General features: G+C 69.2%; 18 protein-coding genes and 1 pseudogene. 11 read left to right on the top strand and 8 right to left on the bottom strand.

The window, feature by feature from the left end:
- Positions 1–39 precede the first annotated feature (39 nt).
- Together ACIBHX_RS31680 and ACIBHX_RS31685 are read right to left on the bottom strand one after the other, a co-directional pair.
- Positions 40–2,412 (bottom strand): phosphatidylserine/phosphatidylglycerophosphate/cardiolipin synthase family protein, encoded by a 2,373-nt coding sequence (locus ACIBHX_RS31680; protein ID WP_397071012.1) that lies wholly within the window; start codon positions 2,410–2,412, stop codon positions 40–42.
- Complete coding sequence (locus ACIBHX_RS31685) at positions 2,409–4,049, bottom strand: beta-N-acetylhexosaminidase (protein WP_397071013.1); 1,641 nt, start codon at positions 4,047–4,049, stop codon at positions 2,409–2,411. Before ACIBHX_RS31685 ends, ACIBHX_RS31680 begins: the two co-directional genes overlap by 4 nt.
- Before the next feature lie 117 nt (positions 4,050–4,166).
- Between ACIBHX_RS31685 and ACIBHX_RS31690 the strand changes: the two genes are divergently transcribed.
- The gene (locus tag ACIBHX_RS31690) at positions 4,167–5,342 is read left to right on the top strand and encodes an ROK family protein (RefSeq protein WP_397071014.1); all 1,176 of its coding nucleotides are present in this window, start codon (positions 4,167–4,169) and stop codon (positions 5,340–5,342) included.
- A gap of 249 nt (positions 5,343–5,591) precedes the next feature.
- Here the strand turns inward: ACIBHX_RS31690 and ACIBHX_RS31695 are convergent, their stop codons facing one another.
- Complete coding sequence (locus ACIBHX_RS31695; RefSeq protein WP_397071015.1) at positions 5,592–6,215, bottom strand: TetR/AcrR family transcriptional regulator; 624 nt, start codon at positions 6,213–6,215, stop codon at positions 5,592–5,594.
- A gap of 190 nt (positions 6,216–6,405) precedes the next feature.
- Here ACIBHX_RS31695 and ACIBHX_RS31700 point away from each other — a divergent pair, with 190 nt between their 5' ends.
- From ACIBHX_RS31700 to ACIBHX_RS31710, 3 genes are all read left to right on the top strand, one after another.
- Positions 6,406–7,353 (top strand): NAD(P)-dependent alcohol dehydrogenase, encoded by a 948-nt coding sequence (locus ACIBHX_RS31700; protein ID WP_397071016.1) that lies wholly within the window; start codon positions 6,406–6,408, stop codon positions 7,351–7,353.
- Positions 7,354–7,483: 130 nt separating this feature from the next.
- Entirely contained in the window at positions 7,484–7,762 is a 279-nt protein-coding gene (locus ACIBHX_RS31705; RefSeq protein ID WP_397071017.1) for a DUF4158 domain-containing protein, read from the top strand.
- A gap of 33 nt (positions 7,763–7,795) precedes the next feature.
- The gene (locus tag ACIBHX_RS31710) at positions 7,796–9,067 is read left to right on the top strand and encodes an alpha/beta hydrolase (protein ID WP_397071018.1); all 1,272 of its coding nucleotides are present in this window, start codon (positions 7,796–7,798) and stop codon (positions 9,065–9,067) included.
- Positions 9,068–9,074: 7 nt separating this feature from the next.
- On the opposite strand, the pseudogene ACIBHX_RS31715 reads toward ACIBHX_RS31710, so the two are convergent.
- The 5 genes and pseudogenes from ACIBHX_RS31715 to ACIBHX_RS31735 form a co-directional block, all read right to left on the bottom strand.
- Positions 9,075–9,296: pseudogene (locus tag ACIBHX_RS31715) on the bottom strand (response regulator transcription factor); the annotation flags it as partial.
- Between the two features lie 665 nt (positions 9,297–9,961).
- Entirely contained in the window at positions 9,962–10,300 is a 339-nt protein-coding gene (locus ACIBHX_RS31720; protein ID WP_397071019.1) for a hypothetical protein, read from the bottom strand.
- A gap of 47 nt (positions 10,301–10,347) precedes the next feature.
- The gene (locus ACIBHX_RS31725) at positions 10,348–11,028 is read right to left on the bottom strand and encodes a DJ-1/PfpI family protein (RefSeq protein ID WP_397071020.1); all 681 of its coding nucleotides are present in this window, start codon (positions 11,026–11,028) and stop codon (positions 10,348–10,350) included.
- Between the two features lie 508 nt (positions 11,029–11,536).
- The gene (locus ACIBHX_RS31730) at positions 11,537–12,490 is read right to left on the bottom strand and encodes a GlxA family transcriptional regulator (protein WP_397071021.1); all 954 of its coding nucleotides are present in this window, start codon (positions 12,488–12,490) and stop codon (positions 11,537–11,539) included.
- Between the two features lie 324 nt (positions 12,491–12,814).
- The gene (locus ACIBHX_RS31735) at positions 12,815–14,122 is read right to left on the bottom strand and encodes an MFS transporter (protein WP_397071022.1); all 1,308 of its coding nucleotides are present in this window, start codon (positions 14,120–14,122) and stop codon (positions 12,815–12,817) included.
- Between the two features lie 53 nt (positions 14,123–14,175).
- Here ACIBHX_RS31735 and ACIBHX_RS31740 point away from each other — a divergent pair, with 53 nt between their 5' ends.
- The 7 genes from ACIBHX_RS31740 (at position 14,176) to ACIBHX_RS31770 (ending at position 20,206) form a co-directional block, all read left to right on the top strand.
- Positions 14,176–15,051 carry a winged helix-turn-helix transcriptional regulator gene (locus ACIBHX_RS31740; RefSeq protein ID WP_397071023.1) on the top strand — a complete coding sequence of 292 codons (876 nt, stop codon included), beginning with the start codon at positions 14,176–14,178 and terminating at the stop codon, positions 15,049–15,051.
- Positions 15,052–15,594: 543 nt separating this feature from the next.
- Positions 15,595–15,843 (top strand): hypothetical protein, encoded by a 249-nt coding sequence (locus tag ACIBHX_RS31745; protein ID WP_397071024.1) that lies wholly within the window; start codon positions 15,595–15,597, stop codon positions 15,841–15,843.
- A gap of 176 nt (positions 15,844–16,019) precedes the next feature.
- The gene (locus ACIBHX_RS31750; protein WP_397071025.1) at positions 16,020–16,535 is read left to right on the top strand and encodes an SMI1/KNR4 family protein; all 516 of its coding nucleotides are present in this window, start codon (positions 16,020–16,022) and stop codon (positions 16,533–16,535) included.
- 356 nt (positions 16,536–16,891) lie between these two features.
- Entirely contained in the window at positions 16,892–17,299 is a 408-nt protein-coding gene (locus ACIBHX_RS31755) for an SgcJ/EcaC family oxidoreductase (RefSeq protein ID WP_397071026.1), read from the top strand.
- Positions 17,300–17,504: 205 nt separating this feature from the next.
- Positions 17,505–18,497, top strand: coding sequence for a sigma-70 family RNA polymerase sigma factor (locus ACIBHX_RS31760; protein ID WP_397071027.1), 993 nt, complete (start codon positions 17,505–17,507; stop codon positions 18,495–18,497).
- A 438-nt stretch (positions 18,498–18,935) separates the two neighbouring features.
- Positions 18,936–19,469: a PadR family transcriptional regulator gene (locus tag ACIBHX_RS31765; RefSeq protein WP_397071028.1), complete on the top strand. Its 534-nt coding sequence runs from the start codon at positions 18,936–18,938 to the stop codon at positions 19,467–19,469.
- Positions 19,466–20,206: an ABC transporter ATP-binding protein gene (locus tag ACIBHX_RS31770; protein WP_397071029.1), complete on the top strand. Its 741-nt coding sequence runs from the start codon at positions 19,466–19,468 to the stop codon at positions 20,204–20,206. Before ACIBHX_RS31765 ends, ACIBHX_RS31770 begins: the two co-directional genes overlap by 4 nt.
- Positions 20,207–20,209 lie beyond the last annotated feature (3 nt).

Consider the following 20,209-nt stretch of genomic DNA (forward strand, 5'->3'; position numbering starts at 1 on the left):
CTTCTCTCTAGAAGCGTGGGGGGCGGGGGCGCACCCGGTTCAGAAGCCGGTGTTGGTGAAGCCGGTCCGTGCCACGACGTCGCTGTATCCGTTGACGTCGAAGTCCTCGGCGTAGAAGAGGTGGAAGCCGGTGTCGTCGGCGGCGACGGCGGTGGCCGACTGGCTGCCTACCGTGTTCGGGTTCATGCGCTCGCAGGGGAACCGGCCGGCCGTCGTCCCGTCGGCGTTGAAGCCGCGGGCGTACACCTCGAAGGAACGACCGGCGTTCCAGATGTCGGACTCGGTCCAGCCGACGACGAACCGTCCGCTGTCGTCGACGGCGACGGACGGCGATCCCTGGACCGCGCACCTGTCCACCGACGACACCCTCCCGCAGAGCGGCGGGTACTCCTTGCCGCCGTCGGAGACCGTGTTCGGTGCGTACTTCCCGAACGCGACGGGGTTCTCCGCGAACCTCGATCCCAGGGAGGGCGTCAGACCCCGCGTCCGCACCCGCCAGACGGTCTTCACGTCGCCTCCGGTGACCGCCACGTTGTCGCTCCAGGCGACGACGCTGTCGCCGCCCGCCGTCGTCGCCACCGCGGGGGCCAGGTGCTCGGTGGCCGCGTTGGTGTTGATCTTCGTGGCGGCGGCGACGGTCGCCCCGGTCGCCGAGACGCGCTTGCCGTACACGTCGGGCGCCTGCTGCCAGACCACGGTCGCGGTGCCGGCGCCGTCGACGGCCGCGTCCGGCCGGTCCCCCGCGCCCACCTGGACCGGCGCGAAGGCACGCGAGATCAGCGAGGCGTAGCCGGCCACGCGGACGGTCTTGGTCGGCGCGTCCTCCCAGACCACCGTGAACCCGCCGTCGCCCCGGACCGCGATCCTCGGCCGGGTCTGGTCGCCGCTCCACTGCGGGTCGTTCGCCCAGATCGTCGAGCTCAGCGTGCCCGACGGCGAGAGCCTGCGCACCGCGATGTTGTGCTCGCCCCGGCAGTCGCCGTCCTCGGCCCAGGCGACGTAGGCGTTGCCCGTGTCGTCGACGCCGGCCGACGGCTGCACGTGGTTCCAGCCGGTCGCGCACCCGGCCCCGCCCATCGAGACCTTCACGGGGCCGGTCACCGGCTGCCCGTCGTGGTAGATGCGCGCGTAGACCTCGGTGCCGTCCACCGAGGCACGATCACGGTCGTCCTCCCAGGCCACGGCCGTGTAGCCGGCGCGCATGGCGGCCGCCCTCGGCGCCCGCTGGTCGTCGGGGCCATTGGCGGCCATCTGGAGCGCGGCGTCCGGATAGGCGGAGGGGACGAACTTGATCATCTCGTCCAGCATCGCGGCGAAGTCCGCGTCGTACGCCGCGTAGATCCCCGCGTCGTCGATTCGGACGAAGGAGTCGTCCGAGGCGGTCAGGGAGCCAGCGTTGAGGTTGTGGGAGCCGGTGTAGACGTAGCGCCGCGTCGCGCCGCCCGCCGCCGCCGACGGCCCGTCCACCAGGATGATCTTTGAGTGGAGGTTGTCGGGCGCGCAGGTGTCCCCGGCCGGGTAGTGGCAGCCGCCGGGCCTGAAGGTGTGCACCACGATGCCGCCCTTGGCGAGCTCCTGGGCGGTCGAGACCGTCTGGTTGCCCTCGGCGACGAGCACCTGGACACCGCACCCCTGCTGCTTCTTCGCCTTGAGCGCGTCGATGACGAGCGGCCTGTCCGTGGCGAACTGCGCCTGGGCCACGCGGATCGTGCCGGGGCAGCCCACGTCCTTGATCATGGCCGCGACCAGGTCGGTGCTGTCGTAGGTGGTCTGGTCGTAGGCGGTGTCGCGGGGCTCCATCCAGACCGTGACCTTGCCACTGGCGGAGGTGAAGGGCGCCTGCCACGTCGTCCGCACCTGGGAGACCAGCGTGTCGAACACGTGCCGGTAGCCCTCAGCCAGGCCGGCGTCGCCCGAGCTGATCAGCATGTTCTGGTGGAGGCCGTTGTCGGCGCTGAGGTTCTGCGAGCTCTGCGCGACCACGTCGGTCCTGCCGTCCGTGAGGCGGCTGAACACGAAGAACTTGTGGTGGTTGATGTCGGTGTCCGGGCCGTTGCAGCCCATGGTGCAGAGCGTGACCGGCACGCCGGCGGCGGCCAGCTCGTCGAGCAGCGGGTCGTGACCGGACCCCTCGGACACCACCTGTACGTCGACGCCGCGATCGTGCGCCGCCACGAGCTCGTCCTTGACGGTCCTGATCTCCAGCACGTACGTCGCCACGCGCAGGGTGGAACCCGGCGCGGCCAGGTCGATCAGGCCCAGCAACCGCGTCAGCAGGGAGCCGTCGAGCGTGCCGTCGACGCTCGGCCTGCTGAAGTACGCCGACAGCTCGGGAGTCTCTGCACGGGCCGGGGTGATCACGCCGAGCAGGCAGGACAATCCGATGAGGATGACGGATAAGCGTCTGGTCATGCGTGCCTCTCTCCACTGAGGTTTCGTCGGATGCCGCGGGTCCAGGCCGCCACCTCGGCCTCGGTCTCCGCCCGCTCGCGCGGCCAGCCCTTGACGTCCGGCCGCGTCTGCCACGGCTCGGGGCCGGTCTCCTTGCGGTACTCCACGCCCAGCGCGGCGAGCCGGCGCTCGTGGTGGTGCAGCCGCGCCCGGAAGTCGTCGAAGTCGCCGCCCGCGGGGCTCCACACGACCTCGGCGAAGGCCGACAGGCGGGGGAAGGCCATGTAGTCGAGCGCGCGAGGCGAGTCGATGTGCTCGGTCCAGAGGTTCGCCTGTGCGCCGAGCACGCGGACGGCCTCGGCCTCCGTGAGCTCCGGCGGCACCGGTTCGAAGGCGTGGACGTCGCGCAGCGAGATCACGCTGCCGATCGGGACCGGCTCGTCGGGCCGGTCCGACTGCCGGAAGTCGAGGTAGAGCTGCGTGAACGGGCACGTGATCACGTCGTGTCCGGCCCTGGCCGCCACGACCGCGCCGTACGTGCCGCGCCAGGACGCCACGGTCGCACCCGGCGGCAGGCCGCCCTCGATGATCTCGTCCCAGCCCAGCAGGCATCGCCCGCGCGCGGTCAGATGGTCGGAGAACTGGCGGATGAACCAGCTCTGCAGCTCGTCCTCGTCGCGCAGGCCGAGCTCGCGGATGCGCCGCTGGGCCGACGGGCTCTCCCGCCACTGCGTCTTGGGGCACTCGTCGCCGCCCACGCAGACGTACTCGCCGGGGAAGACCTCCATGACCTGGTCGAGCACATCCCGGTAGAAGGCGAGCGTGGCGTCCTCGACGTTGAGCACGTTCGGGGAGACGCCCCACTGGGTGGCGACCTCCGGCGGGTCGTCGAGGTTGCCCAGCTCCGGATAGGCGGCGATGGCGGCCTGGGAGTGCCCGGGCAGCTCGATCTCGGGCACCACGGTGACGAACCGGTCCGCCGCGTACGACACGATCTCGCGCAGGTCGTCCTGGGTGTAGAAGCCGCCGTGCGGGCGGCCGTCGAACAGGCCGTGCCGGCGGGACCCCAGCGGGCTCTCCCTCCGCCAGGCGCCGACCTCGGTCAGCTTCGGATGCCCCTTCACCTCGAACCGCCAGCCCTGATCGTCGGTCAGGTGCAGGTGCAGCACGTTGAGCTTGTGCGCGGCCAGCAGGTCGATGTACCGCAGCAGGTCGGGCTTGGGCAGGAAGTGCCTGGCCACGTCGATGAGGCAGCCGCGCCACCGGAATCTCGGCCGGTCCTCGACGGTGACCGGGGCGACGAGCCAGTCCCGCTCGCCGACCGCGCCGCTGCGGAAGGCCGCGGGCGGCAGCAGCTGGCGCAGGGTCTGCGCGCCGTAGAACGCTCCCGCCGCGTCCCCCGCTTCGATGCGCACCCCGCCGGGGCGCACGGTCAGGCGGTACGCTTCATGGCCGAGCCCGGCCGCCAGGGTGAACTCGATCGCGCCGGGCCGAGCCTCTCCGGGCGGCAGCGGCAGGCCGGTCACGGGGAACAGCACGCCACGCAGCCAGCCTTCCACCCGCGCGAGGTCGGGGGGTGCGGCGATCACTGTGGCCGTGGTGAGGGTGAAGGGCTCCGTGCCGTCTCGGGTGAGGTGAACGGGTCGTGGCAGCAGCAAGTCAGGTCCCTGAGGGGTCGGAGGTCGAGATTCGGCGATCGTGTCGCCCGGCCGGGCGGGCTTGCGTTGCGGTTTATGATGAAGTCCACCATTAAGATTCGTCAAGAAGGGTTATCCGTGACGCACTCCGTGACTGGCGGCGACCTTCAGCGGCTCCGGCGTCTCAACGCGCTCTCCGCGCTCTCCGTCCTGCGCGCCGGCGGCCCGATGACGCTGACCAAGCTCGCCGAGCGGGCCGACCTGGCCAGAGCCACCATCAAGGTGGTGGTCAGCGACCTGATGGAGCTGGGCTGGGTGGCCCAGATGGATCCGAGCGGCGGAGAGAAGGGCAGGCCCGCGCGCCGCTACCGGTTCCGCGGGGAAGCGGGCCGAGTGCTGGGGCTCGACATAGGAGCGCACAAGGTGCTCGCGGTCGTGGCCGACCTCGACGGCAACGTCCTGCACACCACGCGCGAGCCGGTCACCCCCGAGCAGCCGCGTGCCGAGCGGCTGGCCGCCGTCGACAGGGCCGTCGACGCCTGCCTGACCGGCTCGGGCACCTCCGCCTCCGACGTCTGGATCGCGGTCGCGGGCAGCACGGGCTACGTCGACCTGCAAGGACGCGTCGTCCTGTCACGGGCCATCCAGGACTGGTCGAGCGTGCCGCTGGCCGATCACCTCGGCGCGCGGCTGCGCTGCGCGGTCCTCGTGGAGAACGACAGCCGGCTCGCCGCACTCGCCGAATGCCGCAGGGGCATCGCCCGCGACACCCGGAATCTGATCTTCCTGCACGTCGGCAGGCGGGCCGGGGCCGCCGTCGTGCTCGACGGGGTCCCCCTGCGCGGCGGCGGGGGCGCGGCGGGCGAGATCGGCGTGCACCCGCTGTTCAACCTCGGTCACGTGGGCGAGCTCCTGCAGGCCGTCCCCGCCGTGGAACCCGGCACGCCGCCCGACGAGGTCGCGGGGGCGGTGTTCGAGGCCGCCAGGCGCGGCGACGCCGGCGCGCGCGGCGCCGTCCTGCGGTACGTCAAGGTGCTCGCGCTGGCCACCTCCGCGATGGCCCTCACCGTCGATCCCGACCTGGTGGTGCTCGGCGGGGGCTTCTCCCGGTCGGCCGACGTGCTCCTGGAGCCGCTGAGGGACGAACTGGAGACGATGTGCCTGCGCACTCCGGAGCTGCGGGCCTCGGTGCTCGGCGACGAGTGCGTGGCGGTCGGCGCCGTCTGTTACGGCGTCGAGCGCCTGTCCAAGACGCTCTTCAACCCCGAGACTGGCCCGTTGCCCGCGGATACCCATCCATCATTAATGGTTTAGTCCACCAAATATCGGGAGCGTGCGTGAGGACGGCTGGCCGTCCAGGCCAGCCCTTGCGGCCCGGCTGCAGGCGCTGAAGGACGCGGGACAGCTGACGAGTCCGAGCAGCTGCTGGGTGTCAGAAGTGCCTCGCAGAACGCCTTGGTTTGAGAGGACTTCTGCGAACGGCGACCTGCGGAACCGGATCGCGGTCCGGGGCTCTCGCAGAACTCGCACAGATGGTCATTTGTGAGAGGCTTCCGTGCGGTCTCACGGGTGGCCCGGTGGCTGGCGGATTTCGCGCAGTTTCATCGCTGCGGGAGGTGGGAGAGAGTCAGGGCGCTGTGCCTGGAAAGCCTGGAAGAGATAGGCGAGCAGGCGCCGGGAGGCCGCGAGGGCGGTTTCTCTCGGTTGTCCGGCGAGGCCGCTGTTGGCCAGGAGTAGGAGGGTGATGTCGGCGGGGTCGAAGTCGTCGCGCAGCTGTCCGGTCTCGCGGGCACGCTGGACCAGCCGCGCCAGACCCTCTTCGGCGCAGTCTCGTTCGTGATCGTGATCAAGGGCGTCGGGGAACTGATCCAGGAATACGGAGGCGAAGCCGCGGTCGGTCACCTGTGTGGTGCACACCTTCTCCAGGAGTGCGTACAGGCCGTGCCCAGGATCAGGGTCGGCTAGGGCCTCGTCGAAGGCTGCCGCGCAGAGGGCGAGTTGCTCGGTGAAGGCAGCGGCGGCAAGCGCAGTGCGGGTGGGGAAGCGGCGGTAGAGGGTGGCCACGCCGACGCCGGCGCGGCGGGCGACGGCGCTTATGGGGGCGTCAATGCCCTGGGCCGCGAACACCTCGCGCGCAGCTTCAAGGATGCGTTCCCGGTTACGCCGGGCATCGGCGCGCAAGCCCACAGGCTCTGCATCGCCGGGCACATCGCCGACGTGCCCGGACGGCTTGTGAGATGGCTGAGCAGGCAATGTCTCTCACTTCAAGCTAAACGGACGATGTCGTCCACTTACCGGTTTAGCGTGAGCGTACCAGCGGGCGCACACAGCGCCTTCGCAGCTCCGAAACGCGACACAGGACGAGATGATGAGCGACATGCGCGCAGCCCTCTTCGACCGATACGGCCCGCCGGAGGTTCTCTACGTGGGCAAGCGGCCGACGCCGACCCCCGCACCCGAGGAGGTGCTGGTGCGGGTGCACGTCGCCAGCGTCAACGGTGGCGATCTGCTCGATCGGTCCGGGAAAGTGCGCCTGGTAACCGGCCGCACTTTCCCCAAGACGAGCGGAATCGACTTCGCTGGGGAGGTCGCCGAAGTCGGTTCTTCGGTTACCGGAGTACGTGAAGGGGACCGGGTGTGGGGGCTGCTGGGGCGCAAGACGGGCAGCATGGCCGAGTACGTCGCCGTACGCCCCCGCCAGATCGCCCCCGCTCCGGAGAACCTCACCCCGGTGCAGGCCATCTCACTGCTCGCCGGCGGGGCCACGGCGGTGACCGCCCTGCGCGAGAAGGCCGTCATCAAACCCGGTGAGCGACTCCTGGTGCGCGGGGGCAGCGGAGGCGTGGGCAGCGTCGTGGTGCAGGTCGGCAAGCTCTTCGGTGCCCACGTCGTCGCTCTGGCGGGCGCGAAGAACCTCGACTTCGTCCGCGGCCTGGGCGCCGACGAAGCACTCGACTACCGCACGACTCGCCTCTCTGAGCTGGGCCGTTTCGACGTCATCGTCGACACCGCCGGCACGCAGCAGCCCCGCTTCCGCCGCCTGCTGGCACCCGGCGGGCGCATGGTCGCCGTCACCCTCGACTTCAACAGGCTTCTCCCCAGCCTCGCCACCATCCTCGCCTCGACCGTCCACGGGAGCAGACGCATACGCGTCTTCAGCGGCAACCCCGACACCGAGCTGCTGACCGAGATCACCCGTTACGCGGAGCACGGCGACATCGTCCCCGTCGTGGACACCGTCCACCCACTCGACCGGCTCGCCGATGTCCACCGGGCCCTGGAAGCCAGTGGCGTCCGCGGCAAGCACATCATCCAGATCAGGTGAGGGGGCGAACACCGCCACGGCCCCAACTCCCCTACGTCGTCGGCGGGCCGGGGCCGGCCGGACCCCGCCCACACATCACATGGAGTGAGGCTCGGGGCTGAGATCACCGATCATCTCACGCTCCGTCAGGATGCCCGGCACCGTCGCGCGCGAACATCACGCCGACACAGCCAAGGAGCGGGCGGTGCCCACCAACTTTCTCAGCGACGAACAACGCCGGCGCTTCGGCCGGTTCACCGAGGACCCGGACGAGGGACAGCTCGCCGGGTCCTTCTTGCTGGACCAGGCCGCCCAGTGCCGGGCGATGACCGCCCGCGGCGCTCGCAACCGGATCGACTGGGCGATCCAGCTGGAGGTCCCTGTTGACGTGAGGTCGCATTGCTGGTGCCATGATCAGAACGGGGCATAACCAAGCAATCACTTGTGCACATCGGGGGGTGTGATGCGAGTTCTCCAACACTGGTTCGCGTGCGCGGTGGCCGGAGCGCTGCTGGTCGCCGGGACTGTCCTGGTTCCGGCACCCGCGGCGCAGGCCGAGACGTGTTCCACGACGCTGTCCGATCCCACCGACTTCGGGATCACCTGCTTACGGGTCGACCGGCACCCGCAGGCTGACGGTTCCGAGCTGCGGGACATCACCATGACGTCCACGGCGATCTTCCAGGCGTCCGGCGGCACCCCGGTGATCAACCCGCTCACCAGGACGATCACCGTTCGGGTCTACCTGCCCAGCGGCTACGACCCCGCCAGGAGCGCCCGCTACCGCTCGCTCTACCTGATCAACGGCGGCGGAGACGACTACGACGAGTGGACGACGAAGGCGGACCTCGTGTCCCTGATCGCGAAGGTGCCCGGCCACCCGTACGACGGCATCGTCGTCATGCCGACCGGCGGGATGAGCGGCTGGTACGCCGACTGGGCGGGACACACCGACGGGTTCTTCGCGCCCAGGTGGGAGACGTACCACATCTCCCAGCTCATCCCGTGGATCGACGCCAACTTCCACACGATCGCCGACCGGTCCGGGCGCGGGCTCGCCGGCATCTCGATGGGCGGCTACGGCACGCTCAGGTACGCCGCGGCGCACCCGGACGTGTTCTCCGTCATCGGCGCCTTCTCACCAGGCATCGACGTGCGGGCCAAGCCCGCGCAGGGCACGGTGTCCGACTCGATGTGGCAGGCCGGCGCCTCGATCGCGCCTCTCGACCTGCTCAACGGCAAGTTCCGGGTCAACAAGTACGACGCCAACGGCGTGCTGGTGATCGACCAGGACCAGCAGCGGCTCTACCGGCTGGACACGCTGTTCGGGCCGCACACCACCGGCGTCGTCGACGGCCGCACCGTCTACGACTGGCCGTCCGCCAATCCGGCCACCCTCGTGACGCAGGGGAAGTACGCCCCATACAGCGGCAGGCTCGGTCTGTACGCCGGAGGCTGCGCCACGCTGGCACAGCCGGGCGACGGTAACCACCCGGCGCCGCCCGAGTGCGGCTACAGCACGACCTCTCCCGCCAACACCGACGCCACCTCCGTCAACGAGCCCATCCTCGGCTCCTACGCCAGCGTCTTCGACGCCACGCTGACGAGCCTGGGCGTCGGCCACCGATACTGCTACAGCACCGGCGGCCACGACTGGAAGTCCTGGCCCGCCTATCTGACCGACTTCCTCCAGTACGCCTACGGCACGGCCCCGGCCCGCTGCCCCGGCGTCTGACCGGAGATCACCGAAGCCCGCGTGAGCCCGGCACGACCAGCCCCGTCTCGTACGCGGCGACGACCGCCTGGGTCCTGTCGCGCAGCCCGAGCTTGTTCAGCACGCGGCTCACGTGGGTCTTCACCGTCTCCTCCGTGACCGTCAACCGGCCGGCGATCTCCGGATTGGACAAGCCCTCGGCGATGAGCCGCAGGACCTGCGTCTCGCGCGGGGTGGCGCGCGGCAATCTCCTCCACCGGGCACGGGCAAGTTCCGCGCCGGCAGCAAGACCCGGGCACCTCCCGCGTGATCACCGCGCACGTCTTCGGCTACCAACTCGCCCACGGTGGCCCCCACGTGACCCGTCCCGACCAGGAACTGGCCGTCCGGCACACCTGCGACGAAGCCTCATGCCAGAACCCCACCCATTGGCAGCTCGGCGAACGCGCCGCCAACGTTGCCGACTACTTGACCCGCCGCCACCGCGACCACGGCCCCCTGGCCGATCTACGCGGCCCCCATGGCCCCCGGGGTGTTTGACGAGAGGTCGGGGGCTGGCCGCTCACGACGCACCCGAATCCGCAGGTGTCAACCGACCTAATGAGGCTGGAGCCGTTCGACGGCGCGGTGGTCCAGGGCCTAGGTGGGGCAACCGCCGGTACCAGCACGAGAAGCCGATCCGGGCAACGAGGAGATGTATTACGGCCGCGCACGCTGTCGCCAGCAGGGCTCCGACGACCGCATGCCGAATCTGCCGCCGGGCGCGCAGCCGCCAGGCGAGGACGAGCACGGCGGTCACCGTTGCGGCGACGCACGCGGGCCCTAGACTGCCGATCCCGTTTGCGGCCAGGAACACCAGTGTGGGTGCCCCCGTCGCAGCCGCAGCACTGGCCGCAGACGCGACGCGTGGTGTCGTCATCGCGCCGGCTCAGCGGCGTCCGCGACATCGTCGGAACGGCGCCGGCCAGTGACTTTTGAGGACGGAAGGCGACCGGCCTTGGAGGTACCGGTGAGCGTTTCGCCGTCGACGGTGACGGCGAAGGTCAGGTCGAGGCGCATGGGGCGGGTGATGGACTGCTTCCAGGTCAGCTGGTCACCGTCGAGGGCGATGTCCTTCAGCGGCAGGTCTTCGCCCGTGCCGTGGGCGGTGCCGACCAGCAGCCCGTTCTCCGTGCGCAGTTCGACGACGGGTCGCACCCGCCCGATGGGCGTGACTATGGTCAGGTCCCAAACACCTTCGATTTCAGTGGACATGAAACAGCGCTTCCTTGTTCGTGACGTGCGGGGCGGGACGGGGGCGCTCAGAAGGCGGCGGGCTCGAGCCCGCCGGGGCGCCAGGTGGTACCACGGCGCTCGTGCGCGAACAATTCCTCCACGGCGTGAGCGATCTGCGGACCCACTTCGCGCTCCAGCAGGTACAGGCCGAGGTCGAGTCCGGAGGTGACTCCGGCGGCGGTGACCAAGTCGCCGTCGTCGACGACGCGTGCGCGGACAGCGTGGACGCCGGTCGCGTCGAGCAAGTCCAGGCCCAGGTGGTGGGTGGTGGCATGGCGACCATGGAGGAGGCCCGCCATGGCCAGGACGAGCGAGCCGCCGCAGACCGTCGCCACGGTGATCCGCGCGTCCTCCATGGCGGCCTTGAGCAGCACCGGCAGCTCGGTGTTGAGCGCGCTGGTCAGCCGGACCGGGATGGCGTCCTCCTGCCTGCTGTCGTCTTCAAGGTCCGCGCTGTCGCCGGGGTCACCGACGCGCCCGGAGGCGCCCGGGACGAGGACGACGCCGGGACGATCTGGGTCGAGGGTGCCGGTCGTGCGCAGCGACAGGCCGCCGGTGCCTCTGACGACCTCCCGCGGGCCCTCGGCGCTGACCAGCTCTACGCTGACAGCGCCCTTGGAGGCAGTGCCGCCAGCGTGGAGGACCTCGAACGGTGCGATGGCGTCAAGCGGGTCGAACCCGTCGAACAACACGATCTGGACGTGCATATGAGTGTCTTTCGCTAGAGCAGGAGCCGATGGTCACCGGCTTCGCCTCAATGCTAGAAACCGATGCGCACAGCGAAGATGGGCTTGAATGACACATTCCAACGAGATCTCGCCACGACTCGCGTGCTGAGGCTTTCTCAACGAAATGATCTTCACGAAGTACGTGAAGCCCCTGGTAGGACAGCTCTCACCACAAGGTCCGTTGCTACCAGAGGCTTCACGTTGGTCACCTATGTTGCCCACGCTCGACGTCCCGCGCCGCGTTTGACACTACGGGGAGAACATCAAGGCCGTTGACACGCGTTGTTGAGTTCCGCGCCCGCCGCCTAGCCGGTCACCGACGGCGGATCGGCACCCCCAAAGCGATCCCGCACCGAGGTCTTCTCAACGGTGATCATTCGTGTCAGGTGACGGAAGCGAGCAGTTGCCCGGGGCGCGCCGCTCGATCTCCGGGAAGCGTCGGGTGGGGGCGTCCGCAGCGATCCAAGGCCGTTCGAGGCGGAGCTGATCAGGCGTGCTCGCTGCTGCGGAAGGTGGCGCGGTAGCTCTGCGGCGTGGTGCCGGCGACCTTTTTGAAGCGCTCACGGAAGGCGGTCGGGGAACCGAATCCGGCCTGGTCGGCGATGCGGTCGATCGTGTGGTCGGTGTTCTCCAGGAGGAACTGCGCCCGCCGGACCCGGGCCCGCAGCAGCCACTGCAGCGGTGTGGTACCGGTCTGCTCACGGAACCGCCGGCTGAACGTGCGCCCGCTCATGCCGCTGCGCTGGGCCATGAGGTCGAGCGTCAACTCCTCACCGAGGCGCTCCTCCATCCAGGCGAGGACCGGTTCGAGCGTGGAGCCCTGCGGGATCGGCGGCTGGGGATGGACGATGAACTGGGCCTGGCCCCCTTCGCGTTCCAACGGGGTGACCGCCAGTCGGGCCGCATCGGCGGCCACCGCGGAGCCGAAGTCGCGGCGGATCATGTGCAGGCACAGGTCGAGCCCCGCCGAGGCCCCCGCGGAGGTGAGCAGCTGCCCGTTGTCGACGTAGAGGACGTCGGGGCGCACCTCGACCGCGGGGAAGCATCGGGCGAGATCGGAGGCGGCAACCCAGTGCGTGGTAGCCGCCAGTCCGTCGAGCAGTCCGGTCAAGGCGAGGTCGAAGGCGCCGACGCAGATCGAGGCGATCCGGGTGCCCCGGGCCGCCGCCCCGCGCAACGCCTCCAGTACCTCCTCGCCCGGCGGGGAAGCGCCTTCCGCACGACCGGGAACGATCACGGTGTCGGCGTTGGCAAGCCCCTCCAGGCCCCATGGGGCGGTGATAACGAATCCGGCCGCCGCTATCTGCGCGCTGGCTCCGCACACACGCACCTGGTAGGGGCGGCGCCCATCCGGCAACCGGACCCGGCCGAACACCTCCAAGGGCGTAGAGAGGTCGAACGGGATGACCTGGTCGAGTGCCAGAACCGCGACGGTGTGCACCTTCGACTCCTCAACTTCCGGACGGAACCACGCTCGGCCTCTCTGTCCTACGGTTCACGATGGCGCAGGTCAAAGGGTTGGCGAGAATCCGGTGAATTCTGTCATTCCAGCCGCTGGGAGCCGGTGGTCCTCAGTTCCTAGGCTCCGACGTCGGCGGTTCCTCTTGTGTAGGCGGACTGCAGCATCCACGCGAGGTCGTCCGCGGACAGGCCTCTTCCCGCCATAGAGCTCCCGTGATGTGATCAGCCGGTACAGGTGATCTGACCGTCCGCTCGCTCCTGTGGCTGGCTCCCGTTGACAGGCGGGAGTTCGCGTACCTGGGCTTCATGGGTTGGACGTGTTCGCTTGGGCTTCAGGGGCGAGCCGCCGACGATGCGGTGGCGGGCCGATGGATTCGTCGCTCTGCTGATAGTCGGTGAGGTCGCGCAGGCGCCGGATCGGTGAGGCCAACAGGACCAACGGTATGCAGATGGCTGCGACGACAAAGATCATCAGGGTGACCCGGCCGCTGAGCACCCCGGCGATCACTCCGGCGATCAACCCGCCGATCGGGATCGCGCCCCAAGAGACGAAGCGGACCGTGGCCATCACCCGAGGCAGCAGGTCGGGCGGGCTGGCGATCTGCCGGTACGTGCGGGTCACCACGCTGAGCACCACGACACCGGCGGCGAACACCACGTTGCCGGCGGCGAAGGCGGCGAAGCCCTGCCAACCGGTACCGAGAGGGACGACGAGCACCCCGGCGGCCGAGACGAAGCCGGCGACGATCAGAGCGCGGGCGGTGCCGAGCCTGGCCGTGACCTGGTTCGTCACAGCCGCGCCGATCAGCGCGCCGGCGCCGTCCGCCGCCAGCAGCAGGCCCACGAGGCCGGGCTCGGCATGCAGCTCGCGTACGAGGTACAGCGCATAGAGCGCGTGCTGTGCCCCGCAGACCGTGTTCGCCGCGGTGGCGGCCCACATGCACGGACCCATGACAGGGTGGTGCACGACGAAACGCCAGCCTTCGCGGATCATCGCGCGCACCGGTGGCCAGCGGTCGGGGGCCTCTGAGCGGCGTTCGGGCAGGGTCCGCAGCAGCAGGGCTGAGACAAGGTAGCTGGCCGCGTCGACGAGAAGGGTGGGCACCGCCCCGAGCACCTGAACGACGAGACCGCCGACCGACGGCCCACCGAGCTGAGTAGCGGCATGGGTGCCGGACGTCAGGCTGTTACGGGACTGCAGCTGCTCCTTGCTCACGATCGACGGCAGGAAGGCCAAGTTGGCGACGTCGAAGATGACGTCCGCGAAGCTCATCACGAGGGCCACGATCACCAGCTGGGCGACCGTCAGCCGGTCCAGCCACCAGGCCAGCGGTATGGAGATGACCGCCGCCGCGCGGGCCAGGTCGGCGGCGACCTGAACACTTCGCATGGGGAGTCGCTGCACCACCACCCCGGCGGGCAGGCCTATCACGATCCATGCGACGTAACCGGCGGCGGCGATCACGCCCATCTCGAACGCGGAGGCGTCGAGCACCGTCAAGGCCGTCAGCGGCAGCGCCACCGCGCCTACCGCCGAGCCGACCGCGCTGGTCGTGCCAGCCGTCCACCACCGCCAGAAGACGCCCACCCCGCCTCCACTGCCAATTCCCATCCCAGCGCCTCTCGGGAGTAAGTTCCAGAATGGAACGCACTATACTGGAGTATGTGAAGCGCGCCGATCTGCCCGACTCCGACTGCGGTATCGCGCAAGCGCTCGGCGTGCTTGGCGACTGGTGGACGTTCCTGGTAGTGCGCGACATCGCGGGCGGCACCACCCGCTTCGACAGCCTTCAGCGTGAGCTCGGCGTCAGCCGTCGAGCTCTGGCCGAACGCCTGGCCAAGCTCGTCGAACACGGGGTGCTCGAGAGGCGGCCCTATTCCGATCGCCCGCCGCGCTACGACTACGTGCTGACCACGAAGGGTGAAGGCCTGCTGCCGACGCTCATCGCCCTGCAGGATTGGGGCGCCAGACATGTGATGGGCGATGGGGCGCTGACCGCGACCAGCGAGGACGGGTCCGCCGAGAGCCGTCGCGTGCACGAGCTGGTCAACCGGAAGATGCCGGATGTCGTGCTGGAACGACATGACGGCGAGCCGGTCGCGCCCAACGCACCGGGCGGCATCTGGACTGTGCTCTACTTCTTCCCCGGCGCCTTCGCCCCGGGCGCCCAGGGCTACCCGCCCGGTTGGCCCGACATCCCGGGGACGCACGGCTGCACTTTGGAAGCTCTCACCTACGCGTCACGGCATGCCGACTTCGAGGCAGCAGGTGCCACGATCCAAGGCGTGAGCACCCAGCGACCCGACCAGTTGGCCGCCTTCGTCACGCACGCGAAGTTGTCCTATCCCCTCCTGTCCGACCAGGACAGCAGACTCGCCGCTGGGCTGCTGCTGCCGACCTTCCGGGCGGCCGGCGTCGACCGCTTCAAGCGCCTCACCCTGTTGGTCGACCCCGACGCGATCATCCGGGCGGTGCAGTTTCCGATCAGCGATCCGGCCGGTTCAGTGGATGAGATGCTCGCCCTCGTCCGCAGTCAGTGACAACGACGGCAAGTCGGGGGCTCTATGACGCGAATGTGATGCGAGGATGTGGTCGATGCAAGCGATCCAGTTCCTGACGGCATGACGCACGTTCCTGCGGTCGCCCTTGGGTGCCCACCGAGTGTCAATCCAAGGCTGCGGGCGCGGCGCCAAGCGCCTTGAGTAGGGCCATCACGAGGAAGAATCTGGGTTCGACGACCTTGCCCTGCTCGACCTTCCGTGCCGCAGACTCGCCTGGGCGCATCAGATTCACTGATTCCCCCGCTGTCCGTCCGACTCGGTAGAAATGCTGCACAGCAGGTCATCGGCATGCCCATGCATCACTTCGAATGAGCCAGGACAGTCTTTCCGACCTGCTGTCCTGTCTCACGAGGCCTGGCGTGTGGCTCAGAGAGTTGGCGTACGGCCAGCGAATGTCTCACCGGCCTCCGGCCGCGCGGCGCCGGTGGCTTCCGCCCCAGCCAGTCCGTTTACGATCATCGAAACCTTGTCCACGACGATTGGCTGGAGGCCGCGGCGCCAGTCAGTGGTTTACGTTCGAGAGTGTTGGCGTTCTTCGGCGTCCTCACCCTCGCCGGCGTCGGCGGGATGGAGTTCGAGGAGGTCCGCCGCGAACGCGGGGTGGTCGTTTTCCGGCAGGGCGAGACCATGCACAGCCCCTACGGCTACGCCTGGAGCCCACAGGGCGATCCGGCCCGAGCCCTCGAGGACGTGGAGTGGTCAGAGGATGACGTCGATCACTATTTCGAGCACCTGCACGGCGCCTTCTACTCCTGGCAGGCAAGGCGCTGACCTGCGGCTGAGCCCGCGTCCGCAGCCTCAGACGAGGAGTCCGCCACAGCCGAGTCGGGTACCGCGGCCAACCCAGCATTCCATGATCACGCGCCAGGTAGCTTGAGACCCTCCAGCAGCACCATTCAGTGATCGTTTAATCTTTCGGGGTGGCGGACATACCTGAAGATCGCGCATTGCCCACTGCCCTGGCCGAGGTGGCCCAGGTCGGCTTCGAGTGGGAGTGGGACGAGGAGACCGACGAGGCCCGAGGCTGTGACTTCGAGCCATACGATCAGTTCGAGGAGTCCGCCCGGACGGCGTGGTGGTTCCGCCTGTGGACCGGCAATCAAGAGGTCGACGGCAGCGAGTTCCGCTTCTTCGGCACGACCGGGGCGGGTGACTACACCGGCTTCTGGCTGGTACGGCCCGAGGCGGCGATCATCGACCAGCCCGTTGTCTACATCGGTTCCGAGGGCGAGCGCGGTGTGATCGCCCGGGATCTCGGCGACCTCCTCTGGCTGTTCGCCGCCGGCCTGGGCCCCGCCGAGGCCTTCACGGACCCCGACTCCTCTGCGCAGCCGAACAAGGCCTTCCATACGATCGCCGAGCGACACGCACCCGGCCGCCACCGTTCCCCCGCCCAGATCGTGACTGCCGCACGAGCAGAGTTCCCGCATTTCTCGGATCTCATCGACGCGATGTGCCGCTGAGAGAGACTCACTTGGCCTTAGGGCCTGTATGGAGTTGAGATCATAGGGATTGCCTGCGCTCTGGCCTGCGATCCTGGCAGTGCCTTCGCTATGGCGCGTGGCGACCTCACCGATGAGGAATGGTCCTTGATCGAGCCTCAGGATGCGGGTGATGGTGCGGGCCGGCACTCCGGTGGCGGCTGCGAGCCCCCGGGACCCGGCCAGGGCCGCCGGACCGCGCCATGACCGCGGTAATGAACGGCAGGGGCGGGCCGGAAAAGTTCTTCAGCCCGGCGCGATGAGTTCCGGGGCCCTCGCCGGTATGTATCGGTGGGCCTGTCACAGGCCGTGGGATTGCAAGCGATGAGGAGAGAGCTATGACCCAGACCCGATCGCACGATGTGGCCGCCATTAAGGGTGTTCTGGAAAACCTCTACAAGGCCTGGGGCGCTGGCGACGCCGACGCCTTCGTCACGGATTACACGGAGGACGCCACTGCGATCATGCCCGGCACCTACCGCAAGTCCAAGGAGGAGGTCCGCCAGAACATGGCTGACGGCTTCGCGTCCTTCCTCAAGGGCAGCACGACCATCGACAAGCTGGAGAGCATCCGTTTCCTGGGCGAGAACGCCGCGGTCGCGGTTAGCGAGACCGGCGTCAGGTTCCCTGGCGAGACCGAGGTCCCTGCCGAGCGCATGGTGTACGCGACCTGGGTGCTGGAGAAGCGTGACGGCGCCTGGCTGCTCGCGGCGTACCACAACAGTCCTGCTGTCCTGCCGAGCTGACGCCCGGCCCCCGCAGGTTCGCGCTGAGCAGACTGAGCCCCGTCCTGGCTGCCAGGACGGGGCGCGGTTTGCTCAGCGTCGTGTGGGAGTCGGTGCGTCGTGAGCGTGGTGGGTGTGGCAGCTGCGTCGAGAGCCAACGGATATGCAGGTCAGGCGCTTCACAGAGCTCGGTGATCTTGGTAGGAGCAGAGAAAGGTGTGGGCGCGTGACGGCAGGAGAAGAAGGCTTCGATCGCCTGGTCGAACCGTTCCGAACGGAGCTGCTGGCGTACTGCTATCGGATGCTCGGCTCGGCTCACGACGCCGAGGACTTGGTCCAGGACACATACCTGAGGGCGTGGCGGACGCGGGAGCAATACGATGAAACTCGCAGCTCCCTGCGCACCTGGCTCTACCGGATCGCGACGAACGCCTGCCTGACCGCCTTGGAGGTTCGCGGCCGCCGACCGCTGCCGTCGGGGCTGGTGGCCGCGTCGGACCCGCTCGGGCCGCTCGTCCAGGCAGAGAACCTCGCCTGGCTCCAGCCCTTGCCGGACTCGTTGCTGGACGCGGGCGATCCGGCCAGAGCCGTGATCGACCGCAGCAGCCTGCGCTTGGCGTTCGCCGCCGCCCTGCAGCACCTGTCGGCGCGTCAGCGCGGTGCGCTGATCCTGCGTGACGTGCTCAGCTTCTCCGCGTCCGAGGCGGCGGAAATCCTCGGCACTACCGCCGTATCGGTGAACAGTTCCCTGCAGCGGGCGCGTACCCGGGTGAAGGAAGTCGGCGTCCGGCAGGAACCTCTCAACGAGCCGTCCGCAGCCGAACAGCGCGCCTGGGTCGATCGCTACATGAGGGCCTTCGAGCACGCCGACGTCGAGAGTCTCAAACGGCTGCTCACCGAGGACGTCATCATGGAGATGCCGCCGATGCTCAACTGGTTCGCCGGCCGCAGCAACTACGGCCTGTTCATGGAATGGGTCTTCGAGGAGGCCGGAACGGACTGGCGTCTGAAGACGGTCACGGCCAACGGCCAGCCCGGATTCGCCGCCTTTCAGCGCGTCGGTGGCAGATACGAGCCCCACACGCTCCAGATCTTCACCGTCACCGCCGAGGGCATCAGCCGGAATTCGGTGTTCCAGGGTTCCGAGGTCTTCGCGCCTTTCGGTCTGGCGGCCGGACTCGACGCCCAGGGACTTGTCAACGTCGAGGGTTGTGTTTAGCCAGACGAGGGTGATGACAGTTCGAGTAGCAGCAGGGCACGGCGGAGATCCCTGGCATCACGGCCCGGAACTTCGATAGCCGCGGCGAGGCGCCACTCGGCTGATTAGTGGGTACGGCGGTGCCGGAACCTAGGTGACGGCGGCGATGTTGACGTAGCGCATGGCGGTGCGGGGGTCTTGCCCACGATAGGTGGCGCAACTGGTGCAGATCGAGGCCGGCGTACTTGTCGAGCAGGACGCGCGCACGGTCGTAGCCGAGGCGGGCGCGGCCGGTGTGCGGGCAGATGTCGGCGGCCGCGGGGCGGCGGGCCGTCACAGGGCGGCGCTCCCCTCCATCCCTCAGTTGGCGGCGGGCCAGTCCAGGAGATCGCCAGATGTGGCGTTTTGACACCTCCCATGGGTAACCGCTATCTATTGGCCAACCGTTAGGGGGGTGGAGTGCAGGACGCAGTGCTGGCGATGCTCGCCAAGGAGCCTTCGCACGGGTACCACTTGCACGCTCGGCTGTCGCGCAGTCTCGGCCCTCTGGGCGAATCGATGAACCGTGGTCAGATCTATGTGACGTTGGCCCGGTTGGAGCGAGCGGGACTCGTGGTCTGTGAGCGGGCGGACGGCCTGCCCGAGCGGCCGGAGCGCAAGGTCTATGCGCTGACGCCGGCCGGGCAGCAACGGGTGGCCGCGTGGCTCGCCGAGGTGGGCTGGCCGAAACCGGACCTGGCGGAGTTTCATCTCAAGCTCGCCGCGGCTGCCGCGGCCCGGCTGGCCGACCCGGTGGAGCTGGTGGCGGCGCAGCGCCGTGAGTTGCTGCGCCGCTTGCGTGAGGCGCAGCAGGCGGCGCTGGCCGAGCCGGCGGGGTCGGGCGCCGGCCTGCTGCTGGAAGGGGTCGTGCTGCGGTTGCAGGCGGACCTGCGCTGGCTGGATGCCTGTGAACGGGCCTGGTCCAAGGTCGATGACGAAGTCGAGGGCGGATGAACGTGTCAAGTGCCGCGGTCCGGGCCTGCGGCCTGGTGAAGACGCATGGTCAGGGGCAGAGCCGGGTCCGCGCGGTTGACGAGGTCGACCTGGAGGTGCCTCAGGGGCAGATGCTGGCGGTGATGGGGCCCAGCGGCTGCGGGAAATCCACTCTGCTGCACCTGCTGGGTGGCCTGGAGCGGCCTACCGATGGAGAGGTGTGGGTGGCCGGGCGGCGCATCGACACGCTGAGCGAGCGAGCTCTGGCGCGCATGCGGCGCCGGTCGGTGGGGTTCATCTTCCAGGCCTTCCATCTGGTGGAGGAGTTGTCGGCGGCCGAGAACGTGGAGCTGCCCGCGCTGCTGGCCGGACGCTCGCGCCGCCAGGCCAGGCGGCGCGCGAGCCTGCTGCTGGAACGAGTCGGGCTCGCCGACCGCGCCCGGCACCTGCCCTCGCAACTGTCGGGCGGGCAGCGCCAGCGGGTCGCCGTCGCCCGCGCGCTGGCCAACGACCCGCTGGTCGTCCTGGCCGACGAGCCGACCGGCAACCTCGACACCGCAGCGACCCTCGATGTGCTGAGGATCTTCGACGAGCTGCGTTCCGCGGGGCAGACCTTCGTGATCGTCACGCATGACGAGCGGGTGGCGGCCACGGCGGACCGGCTGGTCTCGATGCGCGACGGGATGTTCGTCGACGACACCCGGCTGGCCGGCTCCCACACGCGCGGGCTCGGCGGGCTGATCGGGCTGGAGGGCTGAACG

The organism is Nonomuraea sp. NPDC050536, from assembly GCF_044457685.1.
Lineage (GTDB): Bacteria > Actinomycetota > Actinomycetes > Streptosporangiales > Streptosporangiaceae > Nonomuraea.

Coding starts and splice junctions, on each gene's coding strand:
- ACIBHX_RS31680 (WP_397071012.1), bottom strand. CDS start 2,412: ATGACCAGACGCTTATCCGTCATCCTCATCGGATTGTCCTGCCTGCTC.
- ACIBHX_RS31700 (WP_397071016.1), top strand. CDS start 6,406: ATGCGCGCAGCCCTCTTCGACCGATACGGCCCGCCGGAGGTTCTCTAC.
- ACIBHX_RS31705 (WP_397071017.1), top strand. CDS start 7,484: ATGCCCGGCACCGTCGCGCGCGAACATCACGCCGACACAGCCAAGGAG.
- ACIBHX_RS31710 (WP_397071018.1), top strand. CDS start 7,796: ATGCGAGTTCTCCAACACTGGTTCGCGTGCGCGGTGGCCGGAGCGCTG.
- ACIBHX_RS31720 (WP_397071019.1), bottom strand. CDS start 10,300: ATGTCCACTGAAATCGAAGGTGTTTGGGACCTGACCATAGTCACGCCC.
- ACIBHX_RS31725 (WP_397071020.1), bottom strand. CDS start 11,028: ATGCACGTCCAGATCGTGTTGTTCGACGGGTTCGACCCGCTTGACGCC.
- ACIBHX_RS31735 (WP_397071022.1), bottom strand. CDS start 14,122: ATGGGAATTGGCAGTGGAGGCGGGGTGGGCGTCTTCTGGCGGTGGTGG.
- ACIBHX_RS31755 (WP_397071026.1), top strand. CDS start 16,892: ATGACCCAGACCCGATCGCACGATGTGGCCGCCATTAAGGGTGTTCTG.
- ACIBHX_RS31770 (WP_397071029.1), top strand. CDS start 19,466: ATGAACGTGTCAAGTGCCGCGGTCCGGGCCTGCGGCCTGGTGAAGACG.